The sequence below is a fragment of the Streptomyces sp. BK208 genome (assembly GCF_004364245.1).
In the GTDB taxonomy this organism is placed as follows: domain Bacteria; phylum Actinomycetota; class Actinomycetes; order Streptomycetales; family Streptomycetaceae; genus Streptomyces.
The window spans coordinates 12,643-34,865 of the sequence record NZ_SOAV01000007.1 but is presented as its reverse complement, the minus strand read 5'-3'; the positions used below and the strand labels follow the sequence as shown (position 1 = coordinate 34,865).

General features: G+C 73.2%; 18 protein-coding genes. 4 read left to right on the top strand and 14 right to left on the bottom strand.

The window, feature by feature from the left end:
- Positions 1-93: 93 nt before the first annotated feature.
- Positions 94-1,179 carry a prephenate dehydrogenase gene (locus EV562_RS18425; protein WP_133887901.1) on the bottom strand — a complete coding sequence of 362 codons (1,086 nt, stop codon included), beginning with the start codon at positions 1,177-1,179 and terminating at the stop codon, positions 94-96.
- Positions 1,176-1,538: a chorismate mutase gene (aroH, locus tag EV562_RS18420; protein ID WP_061445536.1), complete on the bottom strand. Its 363-nt coding sequence runs from the start codon at positions 1,536-1,538 to the stop codon at positions 1,176-1,178. The genes EV562_RS18425 and aroH overlap by 4 nt, the downstream gene beginning before the upstream one ends.
- A gap of 152 nt (positions 1,539-1,690) precedes the next feature.
- Between aroH and EV562_RS18415 the strand changes: the two genes are divergently transcribed.
- Positions 1,691-2,434 (top strand): nucleotidyltransferase domain-containing protein, encoded by a 744-nt coding sequence (locus EV562_RS18415; protein ID WP_133887900.1) that lies wholly within the window; start codon positions 1,691-1,693, stop codon positions 2,432-2,434.
- 13 nt (positions 2,435-2,447) lie between these two features.
- Here the strand turns inward: EV562_RS18415 and EV562_RS18410 are convergent, their stop codons facing one another.
- The 11 genes from EV562_RS18410 to EV562_RS18360 form a co-directional block, all read right to left on the bottom strand.
- Positions 2,448-3,470, bottom strand: a complete 1,023-nt coding sequence (locus EV562_RS18410; protein WP_133887899.1) for an ADP-ribosylglycohydrolase family protein — start codon at positions 3,468-3,470, stop codon at positions 2,448-2,450.
- Positions 3,467-4,186: an NUDIX domain-containing protein gene (locus EV562_RS18405; protein ID WP_133888214.1), complete on the bottom strand. Its 720-nt coding sequence runs from the start codon at positions 4,184-4,186 to the stop codon at positions 3,467-3,469. The genes EV562_RS18410 and EV562_RS18405 overlap by 4 nt, the downstream gene beginning before the upstream one ends.
- A gap of 88 nt (positions 4,187-4,274) precedes the next feature.
- Positions 4,275-5,423, bottom strand: a complete 1,149-nt coding sequence (locus EV562_RS18400) for a pseudouridine synthase (protein ID WP_133887898.1) — start codon at positions 5,421-5,423, stop codon at positions 4,275-4,277.
- A complete protein-coding gene (gene scpB, locus EV562_RS18395) occupies positions 5,423-6,019 on the bottom strand; it encodes an SMC-Scp complex subunit ScpB (RefSeq protein ID WP_166661896.1) in 597 nt (198 codons plus the stop codon). Before scpB ends, EV562_RS18400 begins: the two co-directional genes overlap by 1 nt.
- A gap of 107 nt (positions 6,020-6,126) precedes the next feature.
- Complete coding sequence (locus EV562_RS35120) at positions 6,127-7,410, bottom strand: segregation/condensation protein A (protein ID WP_166661866.1); 1,284 nt, start codon at positions 7,408-7,410, stop codon at positions 6,127-6,129.
- A gap of 18 nt (positions 7,411-7,428) precedes the next feature.
- Entirely contained in the window at positions 7,429-8,007 is a 579-nt protein-coding gene (locus tag EV562_RS18385; protein ID WP_166661865.1) for a hypothetical protein, read from the bottom strand.
- On the bottom strand, positions 7,992-9,122 hold the full coding sequence (locus tag EV562_RS18380) for a ParA family protein (RefSeq protein ID WP_166661864.1): 1,131 nt from the start codon (positions 9,120-9,122) through the stop codon (positions 7,992-7,994). The genes EV562_RS18385 and EV562_RS18380 overlap by 16 nt, the downstream gene beginning before the upstream one ends.
- Before the next feature lie 438 nt (positions 9,123-9,560).
- Complete coding sequence (ald, locus tag EV562_RS18375; RefSeq protein ID WP_133887896.1) at positions 9,561-10,685, bottom strand: alanine dehydrogenase; 1,125 nt, start codon at positions 10,683-10,685, stop codon at positions 9,561-9,563.
- A 133-nt stretch (positions 10,686-10,818) separates the two neighbouring features.
- A complete protein-coding gene (locus tag EV562_RS18370) occupies positions 10,819-12,846 on the bottom strand; it encodes a tetratricopeptide repeat protein (RefSeq protein ID WP_166661863.1) in 2,028 nt (675 codons plus the stop codon).
- A 161-nt stretch (positions 12,847-13,007) separates the two neighbouring features.
- The gene (locus tag EV562_RS18365; RefSeq protein ID WP_133887894.1) at positions 13,008-13,643 is read right to left on the bottom strand and encodes an NUDIX hydrolase; all 636 of its coding nucleotides are present in this window, start codon (positions 13,641-13,643) and stop codon (positions 13,008-13,010) included.
- Positions 13,644-13,729: 86 nt separating this feature from the next.
- On the bottom strand, positions 13,730-15,397 hold the full coding sequence (locus EV562_RS18360; RefSeq protein WP_133888211.1) for a CTP synthase: 1,668 nt from the start codon (positions 15,395-15,397) through the stop codon (positions 13,730-13,732).
- 576 nt (positions 15,398-15,973) lie between these two features.
- Here EV562_RS18360 and EV562_RS18355 point away from each other — a divergent pair.
- The 3 genes from EV562_RS18355 to EV562_RS18345 all read left to right on the top strand — a co-directional run bounded on the left by EV562_RS18355 (position 15,974) and on the right by EV562_RS18345 (position 21,012).
- On the top strand, positions 15,974-17,800 hold the full coding sequence (locus EV562_RS18355) for a glycoside hydrolase family 15 protein (protein ID WP_208298375.1): 1,827 nt from the start codon (positions 15,974-15,976) through the stop codon (positions 17,798-17,800).
- Positions 17,801-18,057: 257 nt separating this feature from the next.
- Positions 18,058-19,182 carry an MFS transporter gene (locus EV562_RS18350; RefSeq protein ID WP_208298383.1) on the top strand — a complete coding sequence of 375 codons (1,125 nt, stop codon included), beginning with the start codon at positions 18,058-18,060 and terminating at the stop codon, positions 19,180-19,182.
- Positions 19,183-19,365: 183 nt separating this feature from the next.
- Positions 19,366-21,012 carry a PucR family transcriptional regulator gene (locus EV562_RS18345; protein ID WP_133887893.1) on the top strand — a complete coding sequence of 549 codons (1,647 nt, stop codon included), beginning with the start codon at positions 19,366-19,368 and terminating at the stop codon, positions 21,010-21,012.
- A gap of 32 nt (positions 21,013-21,044) precedes the next feature.
- Here the strand turns inward: EV562_RS18345 and EV562_RS18340 are convergent, their stop codons facing one another.
- Positions 21,045-22,193 (bottom strand): glycosyltransferase family 4 protein, encoded by a 1,149-nt coding sequence (locus EV562_RS18340; RefSeq protein ID WP_166661862.1) that lies wholly within the window; start codon positions 22,191-22,193, stop codon positions 21,045-21,047.
- Between the last annotated feature and the right edge of the window lie 30 nt (positions 22,194-22,223).

The following is a 22,223-nucleotide window of genomic DNA, read 5'->3' as shown; positions in this document are numbered from 1 at the left end:
CCGTCGTCCGCCCGGCCGGGCAGGCGGGAATCGTCGGACAGGTCTAGGTTACCGGGCCGCCGACGCACCTCCGACAGGCGTCCGGGACCGCGATCACTGGCGGATCGCCCAGCCCCGCTCCTTCAGGGCCGCGGTGAGGACGGCGGCGGCCTTCGGCTCCACCATGAGCTGCACCAGACCCGCCTGCTGTCCGGTCGCGTGCTCGATGCGTACGTCCTCGATGTTGACCCCGGCCCGTCCCGCGTCCGCGAAGATGCGGGCCAGCTGGCCGGGCTGGTCGTCGATGAGGACGGCCACCGTCTCGTAGGCCCGCGGGGCCGAGCCGTGCTTGCCGGGGACGCGGACCTGCCCGGCGTTGCCGCGCCGCAGCACCTCGGCGATGCCGCTGCCGCCCTCGCGGCGCTTGTCCTCGTCGGCGGACTGCAGGGCGCGCAGGGCTCGTACGGTCTCCTCCAGGTCGGCGGCGACGTCGGTGAGCAGGTCGGCGACCGGACCCGGGTTGGCGGAGAGGATGTCGATCCACATCCGGGGGTCGGAGGCGGCGATCCGGGTCACGTCGCGGATGCCCTGCCCGCACAGTCGTACGGCGGCCTCCTCGGCGTGCTCCAGGCGCGCGGCGACCATGCTGGAGACCAGGTGGGGCATGTGGGAGACGAGGGCCACGGCACGGTCGTGGGCGTCGGCGTCCATCACCACGGGCACCGCGCGGCAGTGCGAGACCAGCTCCAGGGCGAGGTTCAGCACCTCGGTGTCGGTGTCCCGGGTCGGGGTGAGCACCCAGGGGCGGCCCTCGAAGAGGTCGGCGGTGGCGGCCAGCGGCCCGGACTTCTCGCGGCCGGACATGGGGTGCGTGCCGATGTAGGCGGACAGGTCGAGTCCGCGTGCCTCCAGCTCCCGCCGGGGGCCGCCCTTGACGCTGGCCACGTCGATGTAGCCGCGGGCGGCGCCGCGGGCCATGGCGTCGGCGAGCACGTCGGCGACCAGGGCGGGCGGGGCGGCGACGATCGCGAGGTCGACCGGCCCGTCCGGGGTCTCGTCGGTGCCGGCGCCGAGCGCGGCGGCGGTGCGGGCCTGCCCGGGGTCGTGGTCGGCGAGGTGGACGGTGACGCCGCGCGCGGTGAGGGCGAGCGCGGCGGAGGTGCCGATCAGGCCGGTGCCGATGACGAGTGCGGTTCTCACTGGGCGATGTCCTTGCGCAGGGCCGCGGCGGCACCGAGGTAGACGTGGGCGATCTCGGCGCGGGGCCGGTCGGACTCGATGTGGGCGAGGACCCGGACGACGCGCGGCATGGCGCCCTCGACGTCCAGTTCCTGGGCGCAGATCAGCGGCACGTCGGTGATGCCGAGCCCGCGCGCGGCGGCGGCCGGGAAGTCGCTGTGCAGGTCGGGGGTGGCGGTGAACCACAGGCTGATCAGGTCGTCGACCGTCAGGCCGTTGCGCTCCATGAGGGCGGTCAGCAGGGCCGCGACCTGCTCGTCCATGTGTCCCGCCTCGTCCCGTTCCAGTTGGACGGCGCCCCGGACCGCTCGTACCGCCACGGCGATGCTCCTTGCTGACGTTGCTGACGCGTGTTTCGCCTCTTGGTCCGTCCAGCCTAGTCAGCCCCCCTGGCTCCGGCCCGCGGCGCCCGTCCTCTGAGACGCCGGTAATTCACTCCGCCCGGCGTGACCGGCCCGCGTACGCTCCCGCCATGCACCCCGAGACCCTGGTCCGCGACCACACGATCTACGCCTGTGTCATGGGCTCGCGCGCCTTCGGTCTGGCGACGCGGGACAGCGACACGGACCGCCGCGGTGTCTTCCTCGCCCCCACGGAGCTGTACTGGCGCTTCGAGAAGCCGCCGACGCACGTGGAGGGCCCCGGGGAGGAGCGGTTCAGCTGGGAGCTGGAGCGTTTCTGCGAACTGGCGCTGCGGGCGAACCCGAACATCCTGGAGTGCCTGCACTCCCCGCTCGTGGAGTACGTGGACGACACGGGCCGCGAGCTGCTGGCGCTGCGCGAGGCGTTCCTGTCCCGGCGGGCCCACGAGACGTTCACCCGGTACGCGCACGGCCAGCGCCACAAGCTGGACGCCGACGTGCGCGTCCACGGGGCCCCGCGCTGGAAGCACGCGATGCACCTGCTGCGGCTGCTGACCAGCGCCCGCGACCTGCTGCGCACGGGCGTTCTGACCATCGACGTCGGCGAGGAGCGGGAGTCGCTGCTCGCCGTGAAGCGCGGCGAGGTGCCCTGGCCGCAGGTGGAGTCGCGGATGACCCGCCTGGCGCGGGAGGGCGAGGAAGCCGCCCGGCGCAGCCCGCTGCCGGCCGGACCGGACCGGCGCCGCGTCGAGGACTTCCTGTACCGAGCCCGCCGCGCCTCGGCGCTCCGGCCGGATCCGTACGACGGAGCCGGGCGGGGCGTCGTACGCGGCCGGGGCGCCGGGGAGCACTGACGCTGCCCGCGCCTCAGGCGTCCCAGAGCGCTCCGAGGGCCAGCAGGTCGCCGCGGTACTCGATGCGGTCCGCCCAGTCGGCCGGCCAGGCGTCGGGGCCCAGGTGGGCGCCCGCGAAGGCGCCCGCGAGGCAGGCGATGGAGTCGGAGTCGCCGGAGGTGCAGGCGCCGCGGCGCAGGGCGGTCAGCGGCTCGTCGACGAAGAGCAGGAAGCACAGCAGTCCTGCGGCCAGGGCCTCCTCCGCGATCCAGCCCTCGCCGACGGCGAGGCAGGGGTCGGTCTCGGGCGACACGGTGCGCACCGCGTCCCGGAGCCGGTCGAGTACCGCCAGGCACTCGTCCCAGCCGCGCGCGATGAAGTGCTCGGGCGTCGGGTCCTGGGCGCGGGTCCACAGGTCGCCGAGCCAGCGCTCGTGGTAGCGGGCGCGGTTGTCGTAGGCGTACGAGCGCAGCCGCCCGACCAGGCCGGTCGGCTCGGCGCCCTCGGCCAGCAGCCGTACGGCGTGCGCGGTGAGGTCGGAGGCGGCGAGCGCGGTGGGGTGGCCGTGGGTGAGCGCGGACTGCAACTGGGCGGCGCCCGCGCGCTGTTCGTCGCTCAGTCCGGGTATGAGGCCGACCGGCGCGACGCGCATGTTGGCGCCGCAGCCCTTGGAGTGGATCTGGCTGGCGTCCTGCCAGGGGCGGTCTCCTCGCTCCAGGAGTCCGCAGGCCCTGAGGCAGGTGTTGCCGGGGGCCCGGTTGTTCTCCGGTGAGCGGTTCCAGGCGATGAACTCCTGCCGTACCGGCTCGGTCATCCCTTCGGGCGCCAGGACGCCCCGGTCCATGGCCGTCCGCAGCCCCTTGCCCAGCGCGAGCGTCATCTGCGTGTCGTCGGTGACGATCGCGGGCCGGGGCAGCGCCATCTCCCGCCAGGGGCCGCACTTGGCGAGGATGGCCGGGACGTCGTTGAACTCGGTGGGAAAGCCCAGCGCGTCGCCGAGGGCGAGCCCGGTGAGCGCTCCGGTGGCGGCGCGCTCGGTGCCGGTGGTCGTGGTCATGCGGGGCGTCCTTCCCGAGGGGTGCGGAGCAGCGGTGGGTGCAGTGCGGTGGCCGGCCCCGCGCGGTAGACGGCGGCGGGCTTGCCGCGGCCTCCGGTGAGACGGGCGGCGCCCGGGACGGGCTCGACGAAGCCGGGGGTGGCGAGGACCTTGCGGCGGAAGTTGGGCCGGTCCAGGGGCGTGCCCCACACCGTCTCGTAGACCTGCTGCAGCTCGCCGAGGGTGAACTCGTCCGGGCAGAAGGCGGTGGCCAGGCAGGTGTACTCCAGCTTGGCTCCGACCCGCTCCCGGGCGTCGGCCAGGATCCGGTCGTGGTCGAAGGCGAGGCCCTCGGCCCTCTCGTACGGCATCCAGCGGGCCTCGGTCGCGTCACCGCCGCCGCGCGGCTCGGGGGGACGGGGCAGCAGGGCGGTGAAGGCGACGGACACGACCCGCATCCGGGGGTCGCGGCCGGGGTCGCTGTAGGTCCGCAGCTGCTCCAGGTGCAGCCCGGTCACGTCCGCCAGGCCGGTCTCCTCGGCCAGCTCCCGGCGGGCCGCCCGCTCCGCGGACTCCTCGGGCAGCAGGAAGCCGCCGGGCAGTGCCCAGCGGCCCGCGTAGGGCTCCTGGCCCCGCTCGACGAGCAGCACGTGCAGCCCGCCCGCGCGGAGTGTGAGGACGGCGAGGTCGACGGTCACGGCGAAGGGTTCGAAGGCGTGCTTGTCGTAACCGTGCACGAACACCCACCCCCTTAATAGTCACCAAGACTATAAAGAGAGGTGGGTGCGTGGCACAACCCTCGGAGCCGCGCGGCTCCCGGAACCCTTAGAGCTCGACCTCCTGCATGAGCATCCCGACCTCCGTGTTGGACAGGCGGCGCAGCCAGCCCGACTTCTGGTCGCCCAGGGTGATCGGCCCGAAGGCGGTGCGCACCAGCTTGTCGACGGGGAAGCCCGCCTCCGCCAGCATCCGGCGCACGATGTGCTTGCGGCCCTCGTGGAGGGTGACCTCGACCAGGTAGTTCTTGCCGGTCTGCTCGACGACCCGGAAGTGGTCGGCGCGCGCGTACCCGTCCTCCAGCTGGATGCCGTCCTTGAGCTGCTTGCCGAGGTCGCGCGGGATCGGGCCCACGATGTGCGCGAGGTAGGTCTTCTTCACGCCGTACCGGGGGTGGGTCAGGCGGTGGGCCAGCTCGCCGTGGTTGGTGAGCAGGATGACGCCCTCGGTCTCGGTGTCGAGCCGGCCGACGTGGAAGAGGCGGGTCTCGCGGTTGGTGACGTAGTCACCGAGGCACTGACGGCCCTCCGGGTCCTCCATGGTGGAGACGACACCGGCGGGCTTGTTCAGCGAGAAGAACTGGTACGACTGCGTGGCCACGGTCAGGCCGTCGACCTTGACCTCGTCCTTCTCCGGGTCGACGCGGCGCCCCTGCTCCAGCACGATCTCGCCGTTGATCTCGACCCTGGCCTGCTCGATCAGCTCCTCGCAGGCACGCCGGGAGCCGTAGCCCGCGCGCGCGAGGACCTTCTGCAGCCGCTCGCCCTCCTGCTCGGCGCCGGGGAAGGTCTTGGGCAGCTTGACGTCCTTCTTGCCCGCGTACCGCTCGCGGTTGCGCTCCTCGGCCCGCGTCTCGTACTCGCGGGACGTGGCCGGGGCGCTGCGGCCGCGCTGCTGGGGCCGCTTCGGGCCGCCCTTCGCACCGCCGCGGGCCGAGGGGCCGCGGCCGGACTTCGGGCCGTCCTTGGTGGCGCCGGGGCCCACGTCGTAGCGCCGCTCCTCCGGGCGCGGCTTCTTGGGACGGCCCCCCTGCTTGTCGTCGCGGTCGTTGCCGGCGCCGCGGTAGTTGCCGCGGCCACCGCCACTCCCGCCGCGGCCGCCGCTGTTGCCACCGCCACTCCCGCCGCGGCCGCCGCTGTTGCCACCACGGCTCCCGCCGTTGTTTCCGCTGCTGTTCCTGCCGCTGCTGCTTCGCATCAAAATTCCGTCTTGTCGTCTGCGTCCCCGGCTTCCGGGGCGTCCGGATCGAACGACGGGACCCCTTCCAGCGTCTCGGCCTCGATCGCCTCCGCCTCCGGGAGGAAGGGCGCGAGCTCCGGGAGTTCGTCCAGGCCGCGCAGGCCCATCCGCTCCAGGAAGTAGTTCGTCGTCACGTACAGGATCGCACCTGTTTCGGGTTCCGTGCCCGCCTCCCCGACCAGGCCCCGTTGCAGGAGGGTGCGCATCACGCCGTCGCAGTTCACCCCGCGCACCGCCGAGACGCGGCTGCGGCTGACCGGCTGGCGGTAGGCGACGACCGCGAGGGTCTCCAGCGCGGCCTGGGTGAGGCGGGCGTGCTGGCCGTCCAGGACGAAGCCCTCGACGGCGGCGGCGTACTCGGCCCGGCTGTAGAAGCGCCAGCCGCCCGCGACCAGGCGCAGCTCGAAGCCGCGGCCCTGGGCGGCGTACTCGTCGGCCAGCTCGCGCAGGGCGTCGGCGATCCGCCGCCGGGGCCGTTGCAGTATCTTCGCCAGCTGTTCCTCGGTCGCGGGTTCGTCGACGACCATGAGGACGGCCTCCAGCGCGGGCTTCAGGTCGAGCCCGGCGACACCCTCCGGGTCGCCCGCGGCCTCCGTGGCCGGCTCCGCGGCCTCCGTGGCGTCCGGGGCCGGTTCCGTGCTCCGCCGCGCGGTCTGCTCACTCACGCCTTCTGCTCCTCCTTCGGCACCTCGGGCGGCCGGTCGAACTCGTCGGTGACCGTCGGCTGGGCGTCCCCGTCGCCGCCGGTCCAGCGCACCAGCAGGTCGCCGAGCGCGGTCTCCTGGTCCAGCTCGACGGCCTTCTCCCGGTACAGCTCCAGCAGGGCGAGGAAGCGGGCGACGACGGTCAGGGTGTCCTCGGTGTCCTGGACCAGCACGCGGAAGCTGGCCTCCCCCAGCTCCCTCAGGCGGGCGACGACGATCCCGGCCTGCTCCTGCACGCTGACCAGGGGCGCGTGGATGTGCTCGACGTACACCTGCGGCTTGGGTCTGGGCTGCATCGCCTTGACGGCGAGCCTGGCGAAACCCTCGGCGCCGATGCTGATGACGACCTCGGGCAGCAGCTCGGCGTGATGGGGCTCCAGGCCGACGGTACGGGGGTAGCGGCGGGCCTCGGCGTCGAGGCGCTCGTTGAAGATGTCCGCGATCCGCTTGTACGCGCGGTACTGGAGCAGGCGGGCGAAGAGCAGGTCGCGGGCTTCGAGCAGGGCCAGGTCGGCCTCGTCCTCGACTTCGGCGGCGGGCAGCAGCCGGGCCGCCTTGAGGTCGAGCAGGGTCGCCGCGACCACCAGGAACTCGGTGGTCTGGTCGAGGTCCCAGTCCGGCCCCATCGCCCGGATGTGCGCCATGAACTCGTCGGTCACCTTCGACAGCGCGACCTCGGTGACGTCCAGCTTGTGCTTGGAGATCAACTGGAGGAGCAGGTCGAACGGCCCCTCGAAGTTGGCGAGCCGCACCTTGAACACACCGTCGCCGTGCTCCGGCTCCACGGGCTCCGGTTCCCCCTGCGGTTCCGTTTCCGCCGGGGCGGCGGGCGGTCGGGGAGGAGTCCCGGTCCGGGGGCCGGCCGGGGGCCGCGACTGCCCGGGGCCCGCAGGGGGCACCACCGCGCCTCCCGGAGCCGGTACGGCCGGGCGGTCGGAGTGCGCGGCCTCAGGTACGACGGACGCCTCAGGTACGACGGACGCCTCAGGTACGACGGGCGCCTGCGGCAGGGCGGGCGCCTCCGGTACGGCCGACGCCTCGGTCCCGGTGGAGGCCGACAGGTCGGCGGAAGCCGGCAGATCGACGGAAGCCGGCAGGTCGGCGGAAGCCGGCAGGTCGGCGTCCGCGGACGGTTCCCCGGTCACCGGCGGAGCCACTCGCTCCCCGGGGCCCCTGCCCAGCGCACGCCGGCGGGCGGCGCGCGGGCCGCTGCCGGGGGTGGGGGCGTCGTTCGAGGTCATGGCCCCCGCAGGCTACCGCTACCGACCGCGCAGCCGTCGTACGAGGATGCTGGCGTCCCCGCGGCTCTCCAGGTCGGCGAGGACCACGGCGACCGCTTCGCGGACGATGCGGCCGCGGTCGACGGCCAGGCCGTGCTCGCCGCGGAGCACCAGGCGAGCGTGCTCCAGGTCCATCAGCTCCTCGGCGGAGACGTACACGGTGATCTTCTCGTCGTGACGCTCCCGCCCGCTGGGGCGGCGTGCGGCGGCCCTGCCGCGCTTGCGTGACCGGTCGCCGCCCTGAGCGGCAGAACCTTCCTGCGCCGCCGTTCCCGGTTCGGAGCCCCGTGCGGAGCGCTCCGTGCCCCGGGTGCGCGACTCGCCCGCCGGACCCGGTTCCGCGTCCGCCGCGGCGTGCTCCGCGCCCTCGCCGTCACCGCCCTGTGCGGGCACCGACTGCGGTGCGTCCTCGGCGGCGGCCTGGTCGCTCTCCCCCGCCGGGGCCGGCACCCGGGCCTCGCCGCCCGCCGGTCGCCGCGGGGTGGACGCCTGGAGCGCCGTTCCCCCTGTCGTACGGAAGAGTTCGTCGGCCCCCGGCAGACTCACTCGGCGTGACACCGGGCGAGCACCTCCCTGGCGAGCTGGCGGTAGGCGGCGGCACCGACGGAGTTGGACGCGTACGTGGTGATCGGCTCACCGGCGACCGTGGTCTCCGGGAAGCGGACCGTGCGCCCGATGACCGTGTGGTAGACGTGGTCGTCGAACGCCTCGACGACCCGCGCGAGCACCTCACGGCTGTGCACCGTGCGCGAGTCGTACATCGTGGCGAGGATGCCGTCGAGCTCCAGGTCGGGGTTGAGCCGCTCCTGGACCTTCTCGATCGTCTCGGTCAGCAGCGCCACGCCGCGCAGCGCGAAGAACTCGCACTCCAGCGGCACGATCACCTTGTGCGCGGCGGTCAGCGCGTTGACCGTGAGCAGGCCGAGCGAGGGCTGGCAGTCGATCACGATGTAGTCGTAGTCGTCCATCAGCGGCTTGAGTGCCCGCTGCAGCGTGGACTCGCGCGCGACCTCGCTCACCAGCTGCACCTCGGCCGCCGACAGGTCGATGTTGCTCGGCAGCAGGTCCATGTTGGGGACCGCGGTCTTCAGCAGCACCTCGTCGGCCGCCATGCCCCGCTCCATGAGCAGGTTGTAGACGGTGAGGTCGAGCTCCATCGGGTTGACGCCGAGTCCGACCGACAGCGCGCCCTGCGGGTCGAAGTCGACGAGCAGCACCCGGCGCCCGTACTCGGCGAGCGCGGCACCCAGGTTGATGGTCGACGTGGTCTTGCCGACGCCGCCCTTCTGGTTGCACATCGCGATGATCTTGGCGGGGCCGTGCTCGGTCAGCGGGCCGGGGATCGGGAAGTACGGCAGCGGGCGTCCGGTCGGACCGATGCGCTCACGGCGCTGGCGGGCCGCGTCGGGCGCGAGCGTGGCGGCGTACTCGGGATCCGGCTCGTACTCCGCGTCCGGGTCGTAGAAGTGCCCCTCGGGCAGTTCGTCGTAGTCGGCGAAGTGGTTGCGGGGCGCGCCACTTCCGTCGCCGGCCATGGCGTTCACGTGTTGGCCATCCATACTCATGTGTGCTGTCCGAGTTGCCTGCGGACTCTGGTGGTCGGCTGCGGAGGTGCGTACAGCTACGGAGCCGACAGCCTCGAGTTGCCCGGGACCGTGGGTTCGTGCCGGCATTCCTGGTTGACCACCCCCGGGAGTAAATGTCGACTCATTCACAAGTCGTCTTACCTCCTTGGTGACCAGGGAACTTCTAGACAGGTCAGCGTGGCACCATGCCGACGTTCGGCGACTCTATGGCGTGTCGGCCGTCCGCAGCAACACAATCCGCCGGACCCGGCCCGATGTGTCGGCAATGAAACATCCCTCTGTCAAGGGCGTACGGCCGTCGCACAGCAGGTTTCACCGGTGCGCGAATCGGTTGAAGCGTTACGTTCGAGGCGAGTTGACCGAGAATCGCAAAGTGACCATACACACACCCGGCCGGACCTTGTCGGGCAAGGTCCGGCCGGGTGTGCGGGGTTGACGACGACTGTTGACGTATCGCCTTTCCCGGTTGATGACTTAGCCGACTTACCGGCCGCGCGGAGCGGCCGGGCCGACGGGTCGGGCAGGTCAGGCGAGCAGCGAGGCCAGCTCGACGTGCTTCAGGCCGTGCGCCTCGGCGACCTCCTTGTAAACGACCTTGCCGTCATGGGTGTTGAGGCCCTTGGCCAGCGCGGGATCGCGCCGCAGCGCCTCGGCCCAGCCGCGGTTGGCGAGCTCCACGATGTACGGCAGCGTGGCGTTGGTCAGCGCGTAGGTGGAGGTGTTGGGCACCGCACCGGGCATGTTGGCGACGCAGTAGAAGACCGAGTTGTGGACCGGGAAGGTCGGCTCGGCGTGGGTGGTCGGGTGGGAGTCCTCGAAGCAGCCGCCCTGGTCGATCGCGATGTCGACAAGGACACTCCCGGGCTTCATCCGGGACACCAGCTCGTTGGTGACCAGCTTCGGGGCCTTGGCGCCCGGGATCAGCACGGCGCCGATCACGAGGTCGGCCTCCAGGCAGGCCTTCTCCAGCTCGAAGGCGTTGGAGACGACGGTCTGGATCTTCGTGCCGAAGATCTTGTCGGCTTCCTTGAGCTTGTTGATGTCCTTGTCGAGCAGGGTCACGTGGAAGCCCATGCCGATGGCGATCTGCGCGGCGTTCCAGCCGGAGACGCCGCCGCCGATGACCACGGCCCGCCCCGCGAGCACACCGGGGACCCCGCCCGGGAGCACGCCGCGGCCGCCGTTGGCCGCCATCAGGTGGTAGGCGCCGACCTGGGGGGCCAGCCGGCCCGCGACCTCGGACATCGGGGCCAGCAGCGGCAGGGCGCGGCTGGGCAGCTCGACGGTCTCGTAGGCGATGGCGGTGGTGCCGGACTCGATGAGGGCGTCCGTGCACTCCTTGGACGCGGCCAGGTGCAGGTAGGTGAAGAGCGTCTGGTCCTTGCGCAGGCGGTGGTACTCCTCCGCGATCGGCTCCTTGACCTTCAGGAGCAGGTCCGCGGTGGCCCAGACCTCGTCGGCGGTGTCGAGGATGCGCGCACCGGCCGCGACGTACTCCTCGTTGGGGATCGAGGAGCCGACGCCGGCGTCGCGCTCGACGACGACCTGGTGACCGTGGCGCACCAGCTCGTGCACGCCGGCGGGGGTGATGGCCACCCGGAACTCGTTGTTCTTGACCTCGCGGGGGATGCCGACCTTCACGTGGATCACGGTCCTTGGCTCAGAGAGTGGGCTATTACAAGGCATACCCACTCAAGCATGGGCACACCGGGAGAGACCGCAGGAGAACGTGCGGCACAGCCAGTCTAATGAAGGCGTTCTCTCTGTCTAGCCTTTCAAAGCATTAATCTTCAGACGCTGCGCTGCGGATTTCGCAGGCGTCTGCGGCATCTTCCCTCAGCATTCGTTCGGCCGCACCCCGTTCCAGGCCCGCCGCGGTGGGGTCGCCGAGCCGGTCGAGCGTGTCGGCGAGCCGCAGGTGGAGGGCGGCCTGGAGCCGTACGTCCTCGGCCCGGCGGGCCCAGTCGACCGCCTCCCGGCAGGTGCGCAGCGACTCCTCGGGGCGCCCGGCGTACTCCTGGACCCGGGCCAGCTCGGACAGCGCCCGCGCGTGCGCGGCCACGTCGCCGGTCCTGCGGTACCCGGAGACGGCCGCCCGCCAGGACCGCACCGCCTCGCCGTAGCGTCCGGCGTAGGTGTGGGCGGTGGCGACCCGGCCCCAGACGCGGGCGGCGTCGGCGCGCTCGTCCCGGGCGAGGCGCTGGGCGAGGGCCCGGCCGAACCAGTCGGCGGCGCGGTCGTAGTCCCCGAGCTCCAGGTGGGCGCCGCCCACGGATTCCATCGCGCGGCCGGTCGCATACGGGTCGTTCGCCTCGCGTCCGGCGTCCAGCGCGGCCCGGTAGCGCACCAGGGCCTCGGCGGTACGGCCGGTACGGGCGTCCAGGTCGGCCAGGTTCAGCAGGGCCGCCGCCTTCTCCCGGGGCAGTTCGCGGCGCTCGGCCACGTCGAGGACGAGACGGTGGATGCCGTACAGGTCGGGGGCGGCCGCCCGGGTGCCGAAGTGGGCCACCATCGCCCGCACGAGCTGGGACATCAGGCGGCGGGCGAGGGTGTCCAGCTCCCCGTCGGCGACCGCGAGACGGGCCGCGGCGAGCAGGGCGGGGCGCCGGGAGCGCAGCCAGTCCGCGGCCGCACCGGGGTGCGGGAAGCGCAGGTCGCGCGGCGTGGCGAGGAGCTTCTCGCGGGCCTGCGGGCTGTCGGTCTCGGTGACCGCCCGGCAGGACTGCAGCAGCCGCACCGTCCGCTCCAGCATCCGGGCGCGGGCCAGCTGGAGCTCGGCGGGCCGGTCGTGCTTGCGCGCGAGGCGGTCCAGCCGGTCGTGCAGGCACCCGGGGACCTCGTACGCGGGCAGCGGCGAGTCGACGGCCCGCAGCAGACCGAGGGCGGCGAAGTCGTCCAGGGTGGCGCGGGCGCCGCTCACGGAGCAGCCGGCGAGCGCGGAGGCGGTGTGCGGGTCGACCAGGCCGGCCGGGGCGAGGGAGAGCAGCCGCAGCATCCGGGCGGCGGCGCCGGGCAGGGACGCGTACACGAGTCGGAATACGCGGCCGATCGCGTCCGCCTCCTCGTGCTCGGCGTGCAGGTGCTTGGCGAGGTCGGCGACGGCCGACTGGGGGCGGGCCGCGAGCCAGCCGCCGGCCAGGGTCAGCGCGGCGGGCTGCGCCTGGCACAGCTCGACCAGTTGCTCGGCGGCCCGGGGGTCGACGGTGACGCGGACCGAGCCGGTGTGGCGGGACAGCAGCTCCACGGCCGACTTGGTGTCGAGCCCGCCCAGCGTGCACGGGCGGACGTCCGAGATGCCGGTCAGCGGCCCCTCGGCCACGGCGACGGCCAGGCAGCCCGGGGTGTCCGGCAGCAGCGCGTCGACCTGTTCGGCGTCCGCGACGGCGTCGAGCAGCAGCAGGGCCCTGCGCTCGGCGAGCGCGGTGCGCAGGGCCTCGGTGAGGTCGTCCTCGTCGGCCCCGGGCGGCGCCGTGCGGTCCAGCTCGGCGAGCAGGTCCCGGGCGAGGCGGTCGACGGGCACCCGGGTGCCGTCCGGCTCGCTCAGCCGGGCCCGCAGCACCCCGTCCGGGTAGTCGTGCGCGACCTGGGCGGCCAGTTCCTCGGCGAGCGCGGTGCGCCCCGAGCCGGGCCGGCCCGCGATGAGCAGGACGCGCGCGCGAGGGGCCTTGCGGCCGGAGAGGGTGTCCAGGCCCGCGCGCTCGATGTCGGCGCGCAGCTCCTTCAACTCCCGGGTGCGGCCCAGGAATCCGCGCTCCTCAGCAGGCTCCTGAGACAGTCGTACGCCGTCCGTGTCCACCGCCTGATCCGTCACGGGCCACACTCCCGATCCCACCGCACGCCGGTGCCCGCCGGAAGCCCGGTTCGGGCGTTTCCGAGCCTAGTTCACGCTCTGCGACGTTCCCGGCGGAGCGCGGCGGACGGATCCCCCGATCGGATCAACCGATCGTCACACCGGCGACGGTTCAGGGGCCCTCAGGCCTCGAAGGGGCGGGCGGGCCACGGCGCCCCGGCCGGGCGGAGCGCGTCGAGGCCGTCGCCCTGCTGAGCGGCGACCAGCGACAGCACGCCCACGACCAGGCAGTTGTTGTGCAGCTCCCCCGCGAGCACGCCCCGGACCAGGTCCGCGACGGGCACCCGCTCCAGCTCCATGTCGGCCTCTTCGTCCTCGACCTCGAAGCGCTCGCCCGCGGCCTCCGACAGGTCCCGGGCCAGGAAGATCCGTACGGCCTCGTCGCAGCCGCCGGGGGTGGTGTAGACGTCGGTCAGCACCCGCCAGTCCTCGGCCTTGACGTGCGCCTCCTCGTACAGCTCGCGCTGGGCGGCGTGCAGCGGGTTCTCGCCGGGGACGTCGAGCAGGCCGGCCGGGATCTCCCACAGCCGCTCCCGCACGGGGTGCCGGTACTGGCGGATGACCAGCACCCGGCCCTCGCCGTCCAGGGCGAGGACGGCCACGGAACCGGGGTGGACCTGGTAGTCGCGGGAGGTCACGGAGCCGTCGGGCATGACCACGTCGTCCGTGCGCACCGAGGTCTTCTTGCCCCGGAAGGGCGTCCGGCTGCCCCGGATCTCCCACTCCTCGGGAACGTCCTTGATCGTGCTGCCCGTCATCGGTGACCCGCCCTTCCAGACGTACGCGAAAGCCGGGGCCCGCGCCGTCGAGTGCGCGTGCCCCGGCCAACCGTACAACTGGTGTGTTACTTCGACGTCTTCCGCTCGACCGCGGCCTTGACCAGCCCGGCGAAGAGCGGGTGCGGACGGGTCGGCCTGGAGCGCAGCTCCGGGTGGGCCTGGGTGGCCACCAGGTAGGGGTGCACCTCGCGCGGGTACTCGACGTACTCGACGAGCTTGCCGTCCGGGGAGGTGCCCGAGAAGACGATGCCGGCCTTCTTCTCCAGCTCCGCGCGGTAGGCGTTGTTCACCTCGTAGCGGTGGCGGTGCCGCTCCTCGACGTACTCCTTGCCGTCGTACACCTCGCGCACGATCGAGCCCTCGGCCAGCTTCGCCGGGTACATGCCCAGTCGCATGGTGCCGCCCAGGTCGCCCTCGCCGGCCACGATGTCCAGCTGCTCGGCCATGGTGGAGATGACCGGGTGGGCGGTGGCGGGGTCGAACTCGGTGGAGTTGGCGTCCCCGACGCCGGCCAGGTTGCGGGCGGCCTCGACCACGATGCACTGCAGGCCCAGGCAGAGGCCGAGCAGCGGGATCTTGTTCTCGCGGGCGTACTCGATCGCGCCGACCTTGCCGGTCACACCGCGCTCGCCGAAGCCGCCCGGGATGCAGATCGCGTCGACGTCGCCGAGCTGCGCCTTGGCGCCGGCCGGGGTCTTGCAGTCGTCGGACGTGACCCACTTGATCTTGACGCGGGCCCGGTTGGCGAAGCCGCCGGCCCGCAGCGCCTCGGTGACCGAGAGGTAGGCGTCGGGCAGGTCGATGTACTTGCCGACCAGGGCCATGACGATCTCGTGCTCGGGCTTGTGCACGCGGTCGAGCAGGTCGTCCCAGGTCGTCCAGTCCACGTCGCGGAACGGCAGGTCCAGCTTGCGGACCACGTAGGCGTCCAGGCCCTCGGTGTGGACGACCTTGGGGATGTCGTAGATGGAGCGGGCGTCGGGGCAGGCCACCACGGCGGCCTCGTCGACGTCGCACATCAGCGAGATCTTGCGCTTGATCGCGGTGGGCACCTCGCGGTCGCAGCGCAGCACGATCGCGTCCGGCTGGATACCGATGTTGCGCAGGGCGGCGACGCTGTGCTGGGTGGGCTTGGTCTTCAGCTCACCCGAAGGGCCGATGTAGGGCAGCAGCGAGATGTGGACGACGAACACGTTGTCGCGGCCGACCTCGTGCCGGACCTGGCGGACGGTCTCCAGGAACGGCAGCGACTCGATGTCGCCGACGGTGCCGCCGACCTCGGTGATCACGACGTCGACCTCGTCCGTCGCCATGCGGCGGATGCGGTGCTTGATCTCGTTGGTGATGTGCGGGATGACCTGCACGGTGTCACCCAGGTACTCGCCGCGCCGCTCCTTGGCGATCACGGCCGAGTACACCTGCCCGGTGGTCACGTTGGCGGTGCCGTCCAGGTCACGGTCGAGGAAGCGCTCGTAGTGGCCGATGTCCAGGTCGGTCTCGGCCCCGTCGTTGGTGACGAAGACCTCACCGTGCTGGAAGGGGTTCATCGTGCCGGGGTCGACGTTGAGGTAGGGGTCGAGCTTCTGCATCACGACGCGCAGGCCCCGGGCCTTGAGCAGCATGCCGAGGCTGGAGGCGGTCAGCCCCTTGCCCAGCGAGGAGGCGACACCCCCGGTGACGAAGATGTGCTTGGTCGTCGAGGCTGTGCTGTTTCGAAAAGCGGTGGGCGGCATGGCCAAGAGGGGGCTCCCGTGGTCGCGGTCTGGGGTGCGGTGCGTCCGTCCTCCGCCCCGGTCGTACCGGGGGTCGGCGGCGGCGCCGTCGCTGCGGTTCCGGGGTTCTTCTCCCACCGGTCCACGGGCTACCAGCGTAACAGCGCCTGGGGACGATGGCTTCCGGCCACCCTCCGCGCACGGCCGGACACGCAGGTGGGACGGTCACAGTTTCCTCACCGCACGGTCACTCGTTCGGCGGACCCGGGTTGCCCGGAGCGGCACCCGGATCATCTACGTGCGTCGTATCCTGCTCGGACGTTCGCTGCCGAGCCCGCCCGGCGACACGGCACCACCCCTCGCCTGTCGGCAACCGGACCACGGGAGCTCGTCAGTTCGCTGCGCAACAATGGTTGTCCGGGGTACCACGTTTGGCTTCACGGCCGGACGGCTGCTTTGCTTCATGGCTCAATGAGGCATGACACGCGGGGCACCCGTCCCTCGGAACACATCCCCCGAAGCACGTCCCCGACCCATTCCTCTGACCCCACACCTTGACCGCTGACCGTATTAGCGACCGCCCCCACGCGGGGTGACGTGGCCGTTCGACTGGAGTTGCACGTGGCCGGGCGCATCGAAGACTACGCACTCATCGGAGACATGCAGACCGCTGCCCTGGTCTGCCGGGACGGCACAGTCGACTGGCTGTGCCTGCCCCGCTTCGACTCGCATGCCATCTTCGCCGGCCTGCTGGGCACCGGGGAGCACGGCTTCTGGCGGCTCGGCCCCGCCTATGCCCCCGGCGCCGAGCCGCCCACCTCGGCCCGGCGGACCTATCGCGGCGACTCGCTGATCCTGGAGTCCGAGTGGGACACCCCGCGCGGCACCGTGCGCGTGATCGATTTCATGCCGCCGCGCGACGGCGCGCCGCAGCTGATCCGGATCGTGGAGGGCGTCTCCGGCCGGGTGCCGATGCGCTCGGAGCTGCGGATGCGGTTCAGCTACGGCCGGGTGGTGCCCTGGGTGCACAAGCACGAGGGCCGCACGGTGGCCGTCGCGGGCCCGGACTCCGTCTGGTTCGACACGGAGGCGGAGACCTACGGCAAGGCGCTGACCACGTACGCGGACTTCACGGTCGCCCCGGGTGACCGGATCGCGTTCACGATCTCGTGGGAGCCCTCGCACAAGGAGCCGCCGGCGCTTCCTGAGCCGGAGCAGTCGCTGGTGGCCACCGAGGACTTCTGGCGCGACTGGGTCGAGCACTGTACTTACCACGGTCCCTACCGGGAGGCCGTGGTCCGCTCCCTGATCACGCTGAAGGCCCTGACGTACGCCCCCACCGGCGGCATCGTCGCCGCGCCCACCACCTCCCTGCCGGAGGACATCGGCGGCGTCCGCAACTGGGACTACCGCTACACGTGGCTGCGCGACGCCGCGATCACGCTGTCGTCGCTGCTGCGCACCGGCTACCGCGAGGAGGCCCGCGCCTGGCGCGAGTGGCTGCTGCGCGCGGTCGCGGGCGACCCGGAGAACCTGCAGATCATGTACGGCATCGCCGGTGAGCGGGAGCTGGGCGAGGCGGAGCTGGACTGGCTGCCCGGCTACGAGAACTCCACCCCGGTCCGGGTGGGCAACGGCGCGGCCCACCAGCTCCAGCTGGACGTCTACGGCGAGGTGACCGAGGCCCTGCACCTGGGCCACATGACGGGCCTGGCCCGCAACGACTACGCCTCGGTGCTCCAGCTCAAGCTGATCCGCTACCTGGAGTCCCACTGGCACGAGCCGGACGAGGGCATCTGGGAGGTGCGCGGCCCGCGCCGCCACTTCGTGCACTCCAAGGTGATGGCCTGGGTCGCCGTCGACCGCACCATCAAGCTGATCGAGTCCGGCGACGCCGACGGCCCGCTGGAGCGCTGGAAGCAGCTGCGCGACGACATCCACCGGGACGTGTGCGAGAAGGGCTACGACAAGGAACGCAACACCTTCACGCAGTCCTACGGCTCGCAGGCGCTGGACGCCTCGCTGCTGCTGATCCCGCAGATGGGCTTCCTGCCGCCGGACGACAAGCGGGTCATCGGCACCATCGAGGCCATCCAGCGCGAGCTGTCCACCTCGGACGGCTTCATCCTGCGCTACCCGACGGACGGCGAGGCGGAGGGCGTCGACGGCCTGCCGGGCGACGAGGGCGCCTTCCTGGCCTGCTCGTTCTGGATGGCGGACGACCTGGCGATGATCGGCCGGGTGGACGAGGCGAGGAAGCTCTTCGAGAAGCTGCTGTCCCTGCGCAACGACCTCGGTCTGCTGGCCGAGGAGTGGGACCCCCGCCTGCAGCGCCAGGTCGGCAACTTCCCGCAGGCCTTCAGCCACGTGCCCCTGATCGACACGGCCCTCAGGCTGACGGCCAGCGGCGCCTACGGCGGCTGAGCACCCGGCATGTCCGACCGCCCCGGCCCGCACCCGCCCGTGCGGCCGGGGCGGTCTGCCGTGCCGGCGGTGACCGCGTCTCCCCGGCGGGCGGGTGACCCCGGGGTGTGACGAATTCGGTTGCCGCGAGCCGGTGAACCCGGTGAGGTACCCCCATGGACGGCGCCACGCAGGAGCCGGGAACGGCGTGGGGAAGCGACCGGGTGCCCGCCGGGCGACCGGCTCCCCGGCACAGGTCGGCGGTGCTCTTCGCCCTGATGCTGGCCGCCTTCACCTTCAACACCGCGGAGAACCTGCCGATCGGTCTCCTGGAGCCCGTCTCCGAGGACCTTGGGGTGTCGCTGTCGGCGGTCGGGCTCCTGGTCACGGGTTACGGGGCGACGGTGGCCGTCTCGTCCCTGCCGCTGACCCACGCGGTGCGCGCGGTGCCCCGGCGCCACGTGCTCACGGGGCTCCTCGCCGCGCTGGTCGTGTCCAGTCTGGTCGCGGCCCTCGCGACCTCCTACGGGTTGCTCCTCGCCGCGCGGCTGCTGACGGCACTCGCCCAGGCACTGTTCTGGGCGGTGATGGGTCCGGTCGCGGTGGGCCTGTTCCCGCCCGCGGTCCGCGGCCGCGTGGTCGGGGCGTTGTCCGTCGCCGGTTCACTCGCCCTCGTGCTCGGTGTGCCCGCCGGGAACTGGCTGGGCGGTCGGAGCGGCTGGCAGCTCCCCGTCGCCCTGCCGGCGGCTCTGGGACTCGTGTCCCTGGTGACGATCGCCCTCGCGCTGCCGACCACGCCGCCGGAACGCGGGAACGCCGGCCGCGGCACCCGTCCCGACGCCCGCCGCTTCGGGATCGTGCTGGCGGCCGGGACCCTGTCCGCCACGGGTGCCTTCACGGGATACACCTACGTCGTCGAGCTCCTGGGGGACGTCAGCGGCTTCTCCTCGGGCTCGGTCAGTGCCCTGTTCGTGGGTTTCGGCGGTGCGTGCCTGGTGGGGGTGACCGTCACGGGGGCGTTGCTGGACCGCTTTCCCCAGGCCACGCTGACGGTCGCCGTCGCCACCCAGGCGGTGGGCATGCTCGGTCTCTGTGCGGCCGGCGGCGACCGGGTGGCCGCGGTGGTGTTCCTGGCGCTGCTGGGCGGTGCGCTGGGGCCGGTGTTCATGACCACCCAGAACGCGATGCTGCACTGCGCGCCGGGCCGTACGGACATCGCGCTCGCGGCCAACTCCGGCCTGTACAACGCCGGCATCGCGGCGGGCGCCGCACTCGGCGGACTGGTCCTGCCGCTCACCGGTGTCGCGGGCACCTTCCTCGTCGGCGGGCTGCTGACCGTCGGGGCCTGCGCCGTGCTGCTCGGCGGGCGGCTGTCACTCCGCGCGCCGAAGTCCGGCGTGTAGGTCCCCCAGCGGCACGCCGGTCACCTCCGCCTACGGCCGCCGTGCCGCTGCCCGTCCCGCGGGGGGCCCGAGTGGTCCTCCGGAGAGCGGGGGCCGGCGATGGGCGTCGGCGTCGGGGCCGCCGTGCTGCCCGGGGGCACCGGGTGGATGTCCCGGGCGGCCGCGCCGGGTAGCGTCCGGCTCATGGACAGCGGCATGAACAGCGGATTCGACACCCAGGGCGCCGGGATCACGGTGCGGCGGGCACTGGAGCTGCCCGGGCTGCGCAGTGGTCTGCCGGAGATCCTCGCGGGCGCCGACCGGCTGCACCGCACGGTGCGCTGGGTGCACGCCGGTGAGGTGCCCAACATCGCCTCGCTCCTCAAGGGCGGCGAGCTGCTGCTGACCACGGGGTACGGCCTGGGCACCCGCCCCGCCGAACAGCGGGCGTTCGTCCGCACGCTGGCCGAGCGCGGCATCGCGGCCCTCGTGATGGAGCTGGGGCCGCGCTTCGCCCGGCTGCCGGCCGCCTTGGTCGACACCGCCCGCGCGGCCGGCCTGCCGCTGGTCCAGCTGCACCGAGAGGTGCCGTTCGTGACGGTCACCGAGGAGATCCACACCGAGATCGTCAACGGTCACTACACGCTGCTCCAGCGCGCCGAGGAGGTGCACCGCCGCTGCACCGAGGCCCTGCTGGGCGGCGGCGGGGTGCCCCAGGTGCTGGGGATCCTGGCCGACTTCGCCGGCAACCCGGTCTTCCTGGAGACCACCGACGGCCGCCTGCTGTACGCCGCCGGTGCCGGGCCCGAGGGCGCCGATCCCCTCCAGGTCTGGGAGGGGCTGCGGGGCCCGCACAAGGACGCGCCGCCTCCGGCGGGCTCGGTCCTGGTGGACGTGCCCGGCGGCGGGCCGGGTGCCGGGTCGGTCCGGGCCCGCCTCGTGCTGCTGCCGGTCCGGTCCCCGCTGGCGCCGGTGCACCGGATGGCGGCGGAGCGGACGGCCGGCATCCTCGCCGTGGTGCTGATGCAGGCGCGGCAGGAGGAGGAGCTGGCGGCGCGCGGCCGGGGCGACTTCCTGACCGACCTCGCCGAGGGCCGGATCACCGCCGCGGACGCTCCGGCGCAGGCCCGCGTCCTGGGCTTCAAACCCGGCTCGGGACCGCTGCTGCCGGTGGTGATGCGGCTCGGCGACGCCCTGTCCCCGGCGGGCGGCGGCTGGGCGGTGCTGGCGCGCGCGGTCGCCGAGGAGCTGGCGTCGGTGGGGGTTCCGGTGCTGCTGGGCGTACGTCCGGTGGAGGGCCGGGTGCCGCTGCTGCTGGGGCTGCGCGCGGAGTCGGAGCGGACGACGGTCGCGGACCGGGTCGCTGCGGCGCTGCGGACGGGCGCGGAGCGGGCCGGGATGCAGCGTCCGGGGGCACAGCCGCCGGTGGTGGTCGTCGGGGTGTCCGGCGGCTGGGCGGCGGCGTCGGCGGGTCTCAGGCACGCGGCGGAGACGGCGACCGCGGCGCAGGGTCTGACCGGCCGGCTCTGGTACGACGCCCGGCGCCTGGACATCGACCTGCTGCTGTGGCGGCTGCGCGACCATCCGGACCTGGCGGCGTTCGTCGACCGGGCGATCGGGCCGCTGCGTGAGCACGACGACCGCTCGAAGCCGCCCCTGCTGCCCACGCTCCAGACGTACTTGGCGCACGCCGGACGCAAGGCGGAGACGGCACGCGAACTCCATCTGAACCGGCAGACGCTCTACAACCGGCTGGCCCGGATCGGGGAGTTGCTCGGCACGGACCTCGACGACCCGCAGACCGTGCTGGCGTTGAGCCTCGCCCTGCGCGCGCGCCGGCACGTGCCGTAGCCCCGGCCCGCCACCCGCCCGCGGGCGGGTGCCTAGAGCAACGGCGTGGGCTGCGTCAACTCGTCGTAGATGCTCAGCACCTGGGCGACGGTCTCGTCCTCGGTCGGCCAGCCGGCCGCCTGCCGTACGCCGCGCTCGCGCAGCCCGGCCCGCCGCACCGGGTCGCCGAGCAGGCGGATGACGGCGTCGGCGAGCGCCTTCGCGTTCCCGGGCGGCACGAGTTCGGCGGCGTCGCCGACCAGTTCGGGGATGCCGCCGACGGCGCCCGCGACGAGCGGCACGCGCGCGTGGAGCGCCTCCTGGGCGAGGACGGACCGTCCCGGCTCCCGGCGGCTCGGCAGCAGCGCGAGGTCGGCCGCCGCCAACAGGTCGGGCACGTCGTCGCGGCTGCCGAGGAGCAGCACCGGCAGTTCCTCGCCCTCGATCCGCGCCTGCAACTCCCCGCGCAGCGGCCCCTGTCCGGCGACGACGACCAGTGGCGCCGGATCGAGGCGGCGCCACGCGCGGGCCGCGTCGAGCAGCACGTCGTATCCACGGTGCCGGTCGAGGGAGCCGACGGCGATCAGCAACGGCCGTTCGACGGCGCCGAGTTCGGCGCGGACCTTGGCGCGCAGCCGGTCGGGGTCCTCCGGTCCGGGCGGTCGGGCCGGCCGGGCGGGGAGGGCGACGGGGCCGAGCCGGGCGTCCCGCGCGCCTGCCCGCCGTGCCCCGTCGACCAGCTCCGAGGTGGCGCCGAGCACGACGGTGGCGGCCTTCATCACCCGCCGCTCCAGCACGCGCAGCAGTGGGGCGCGGGCTCCCTCGGCGTGCACCCGGTCGTGCCAGGTGACGACGAGCGGCGTCCGCACGCGCCGCCCGCCGAGGGCCAGTACGGCCCGGAAGGAGGCGTGCAGCCCGTGCGCGTGCACCAGGTCGGCGTCCGCGCACACCGTCCGCAGCGCGGCCACCGACGCGGGGTCGCTGCTGCGCGGCACGTGCACGTGGTCGGCTCCGGCACCCGTGAAGTCGTAGGTGTACTCCGCGTCGGAGGGGGCGCACACCGTCACCTTCACGCCCCGCGCGGCGAGCCCCGCGGCCAGCGAGCGCACGTGCGTGCTGCTGCGGGCATTGCCGCCGCCCAGCACCTGCACGGTGCGCAGGGGCGACTGGCCGTGCGGTGAGTGGCTGCTCACGAGGGTCACCTGGCCGGGGCTCCTGGGTTCGGCGGGGAC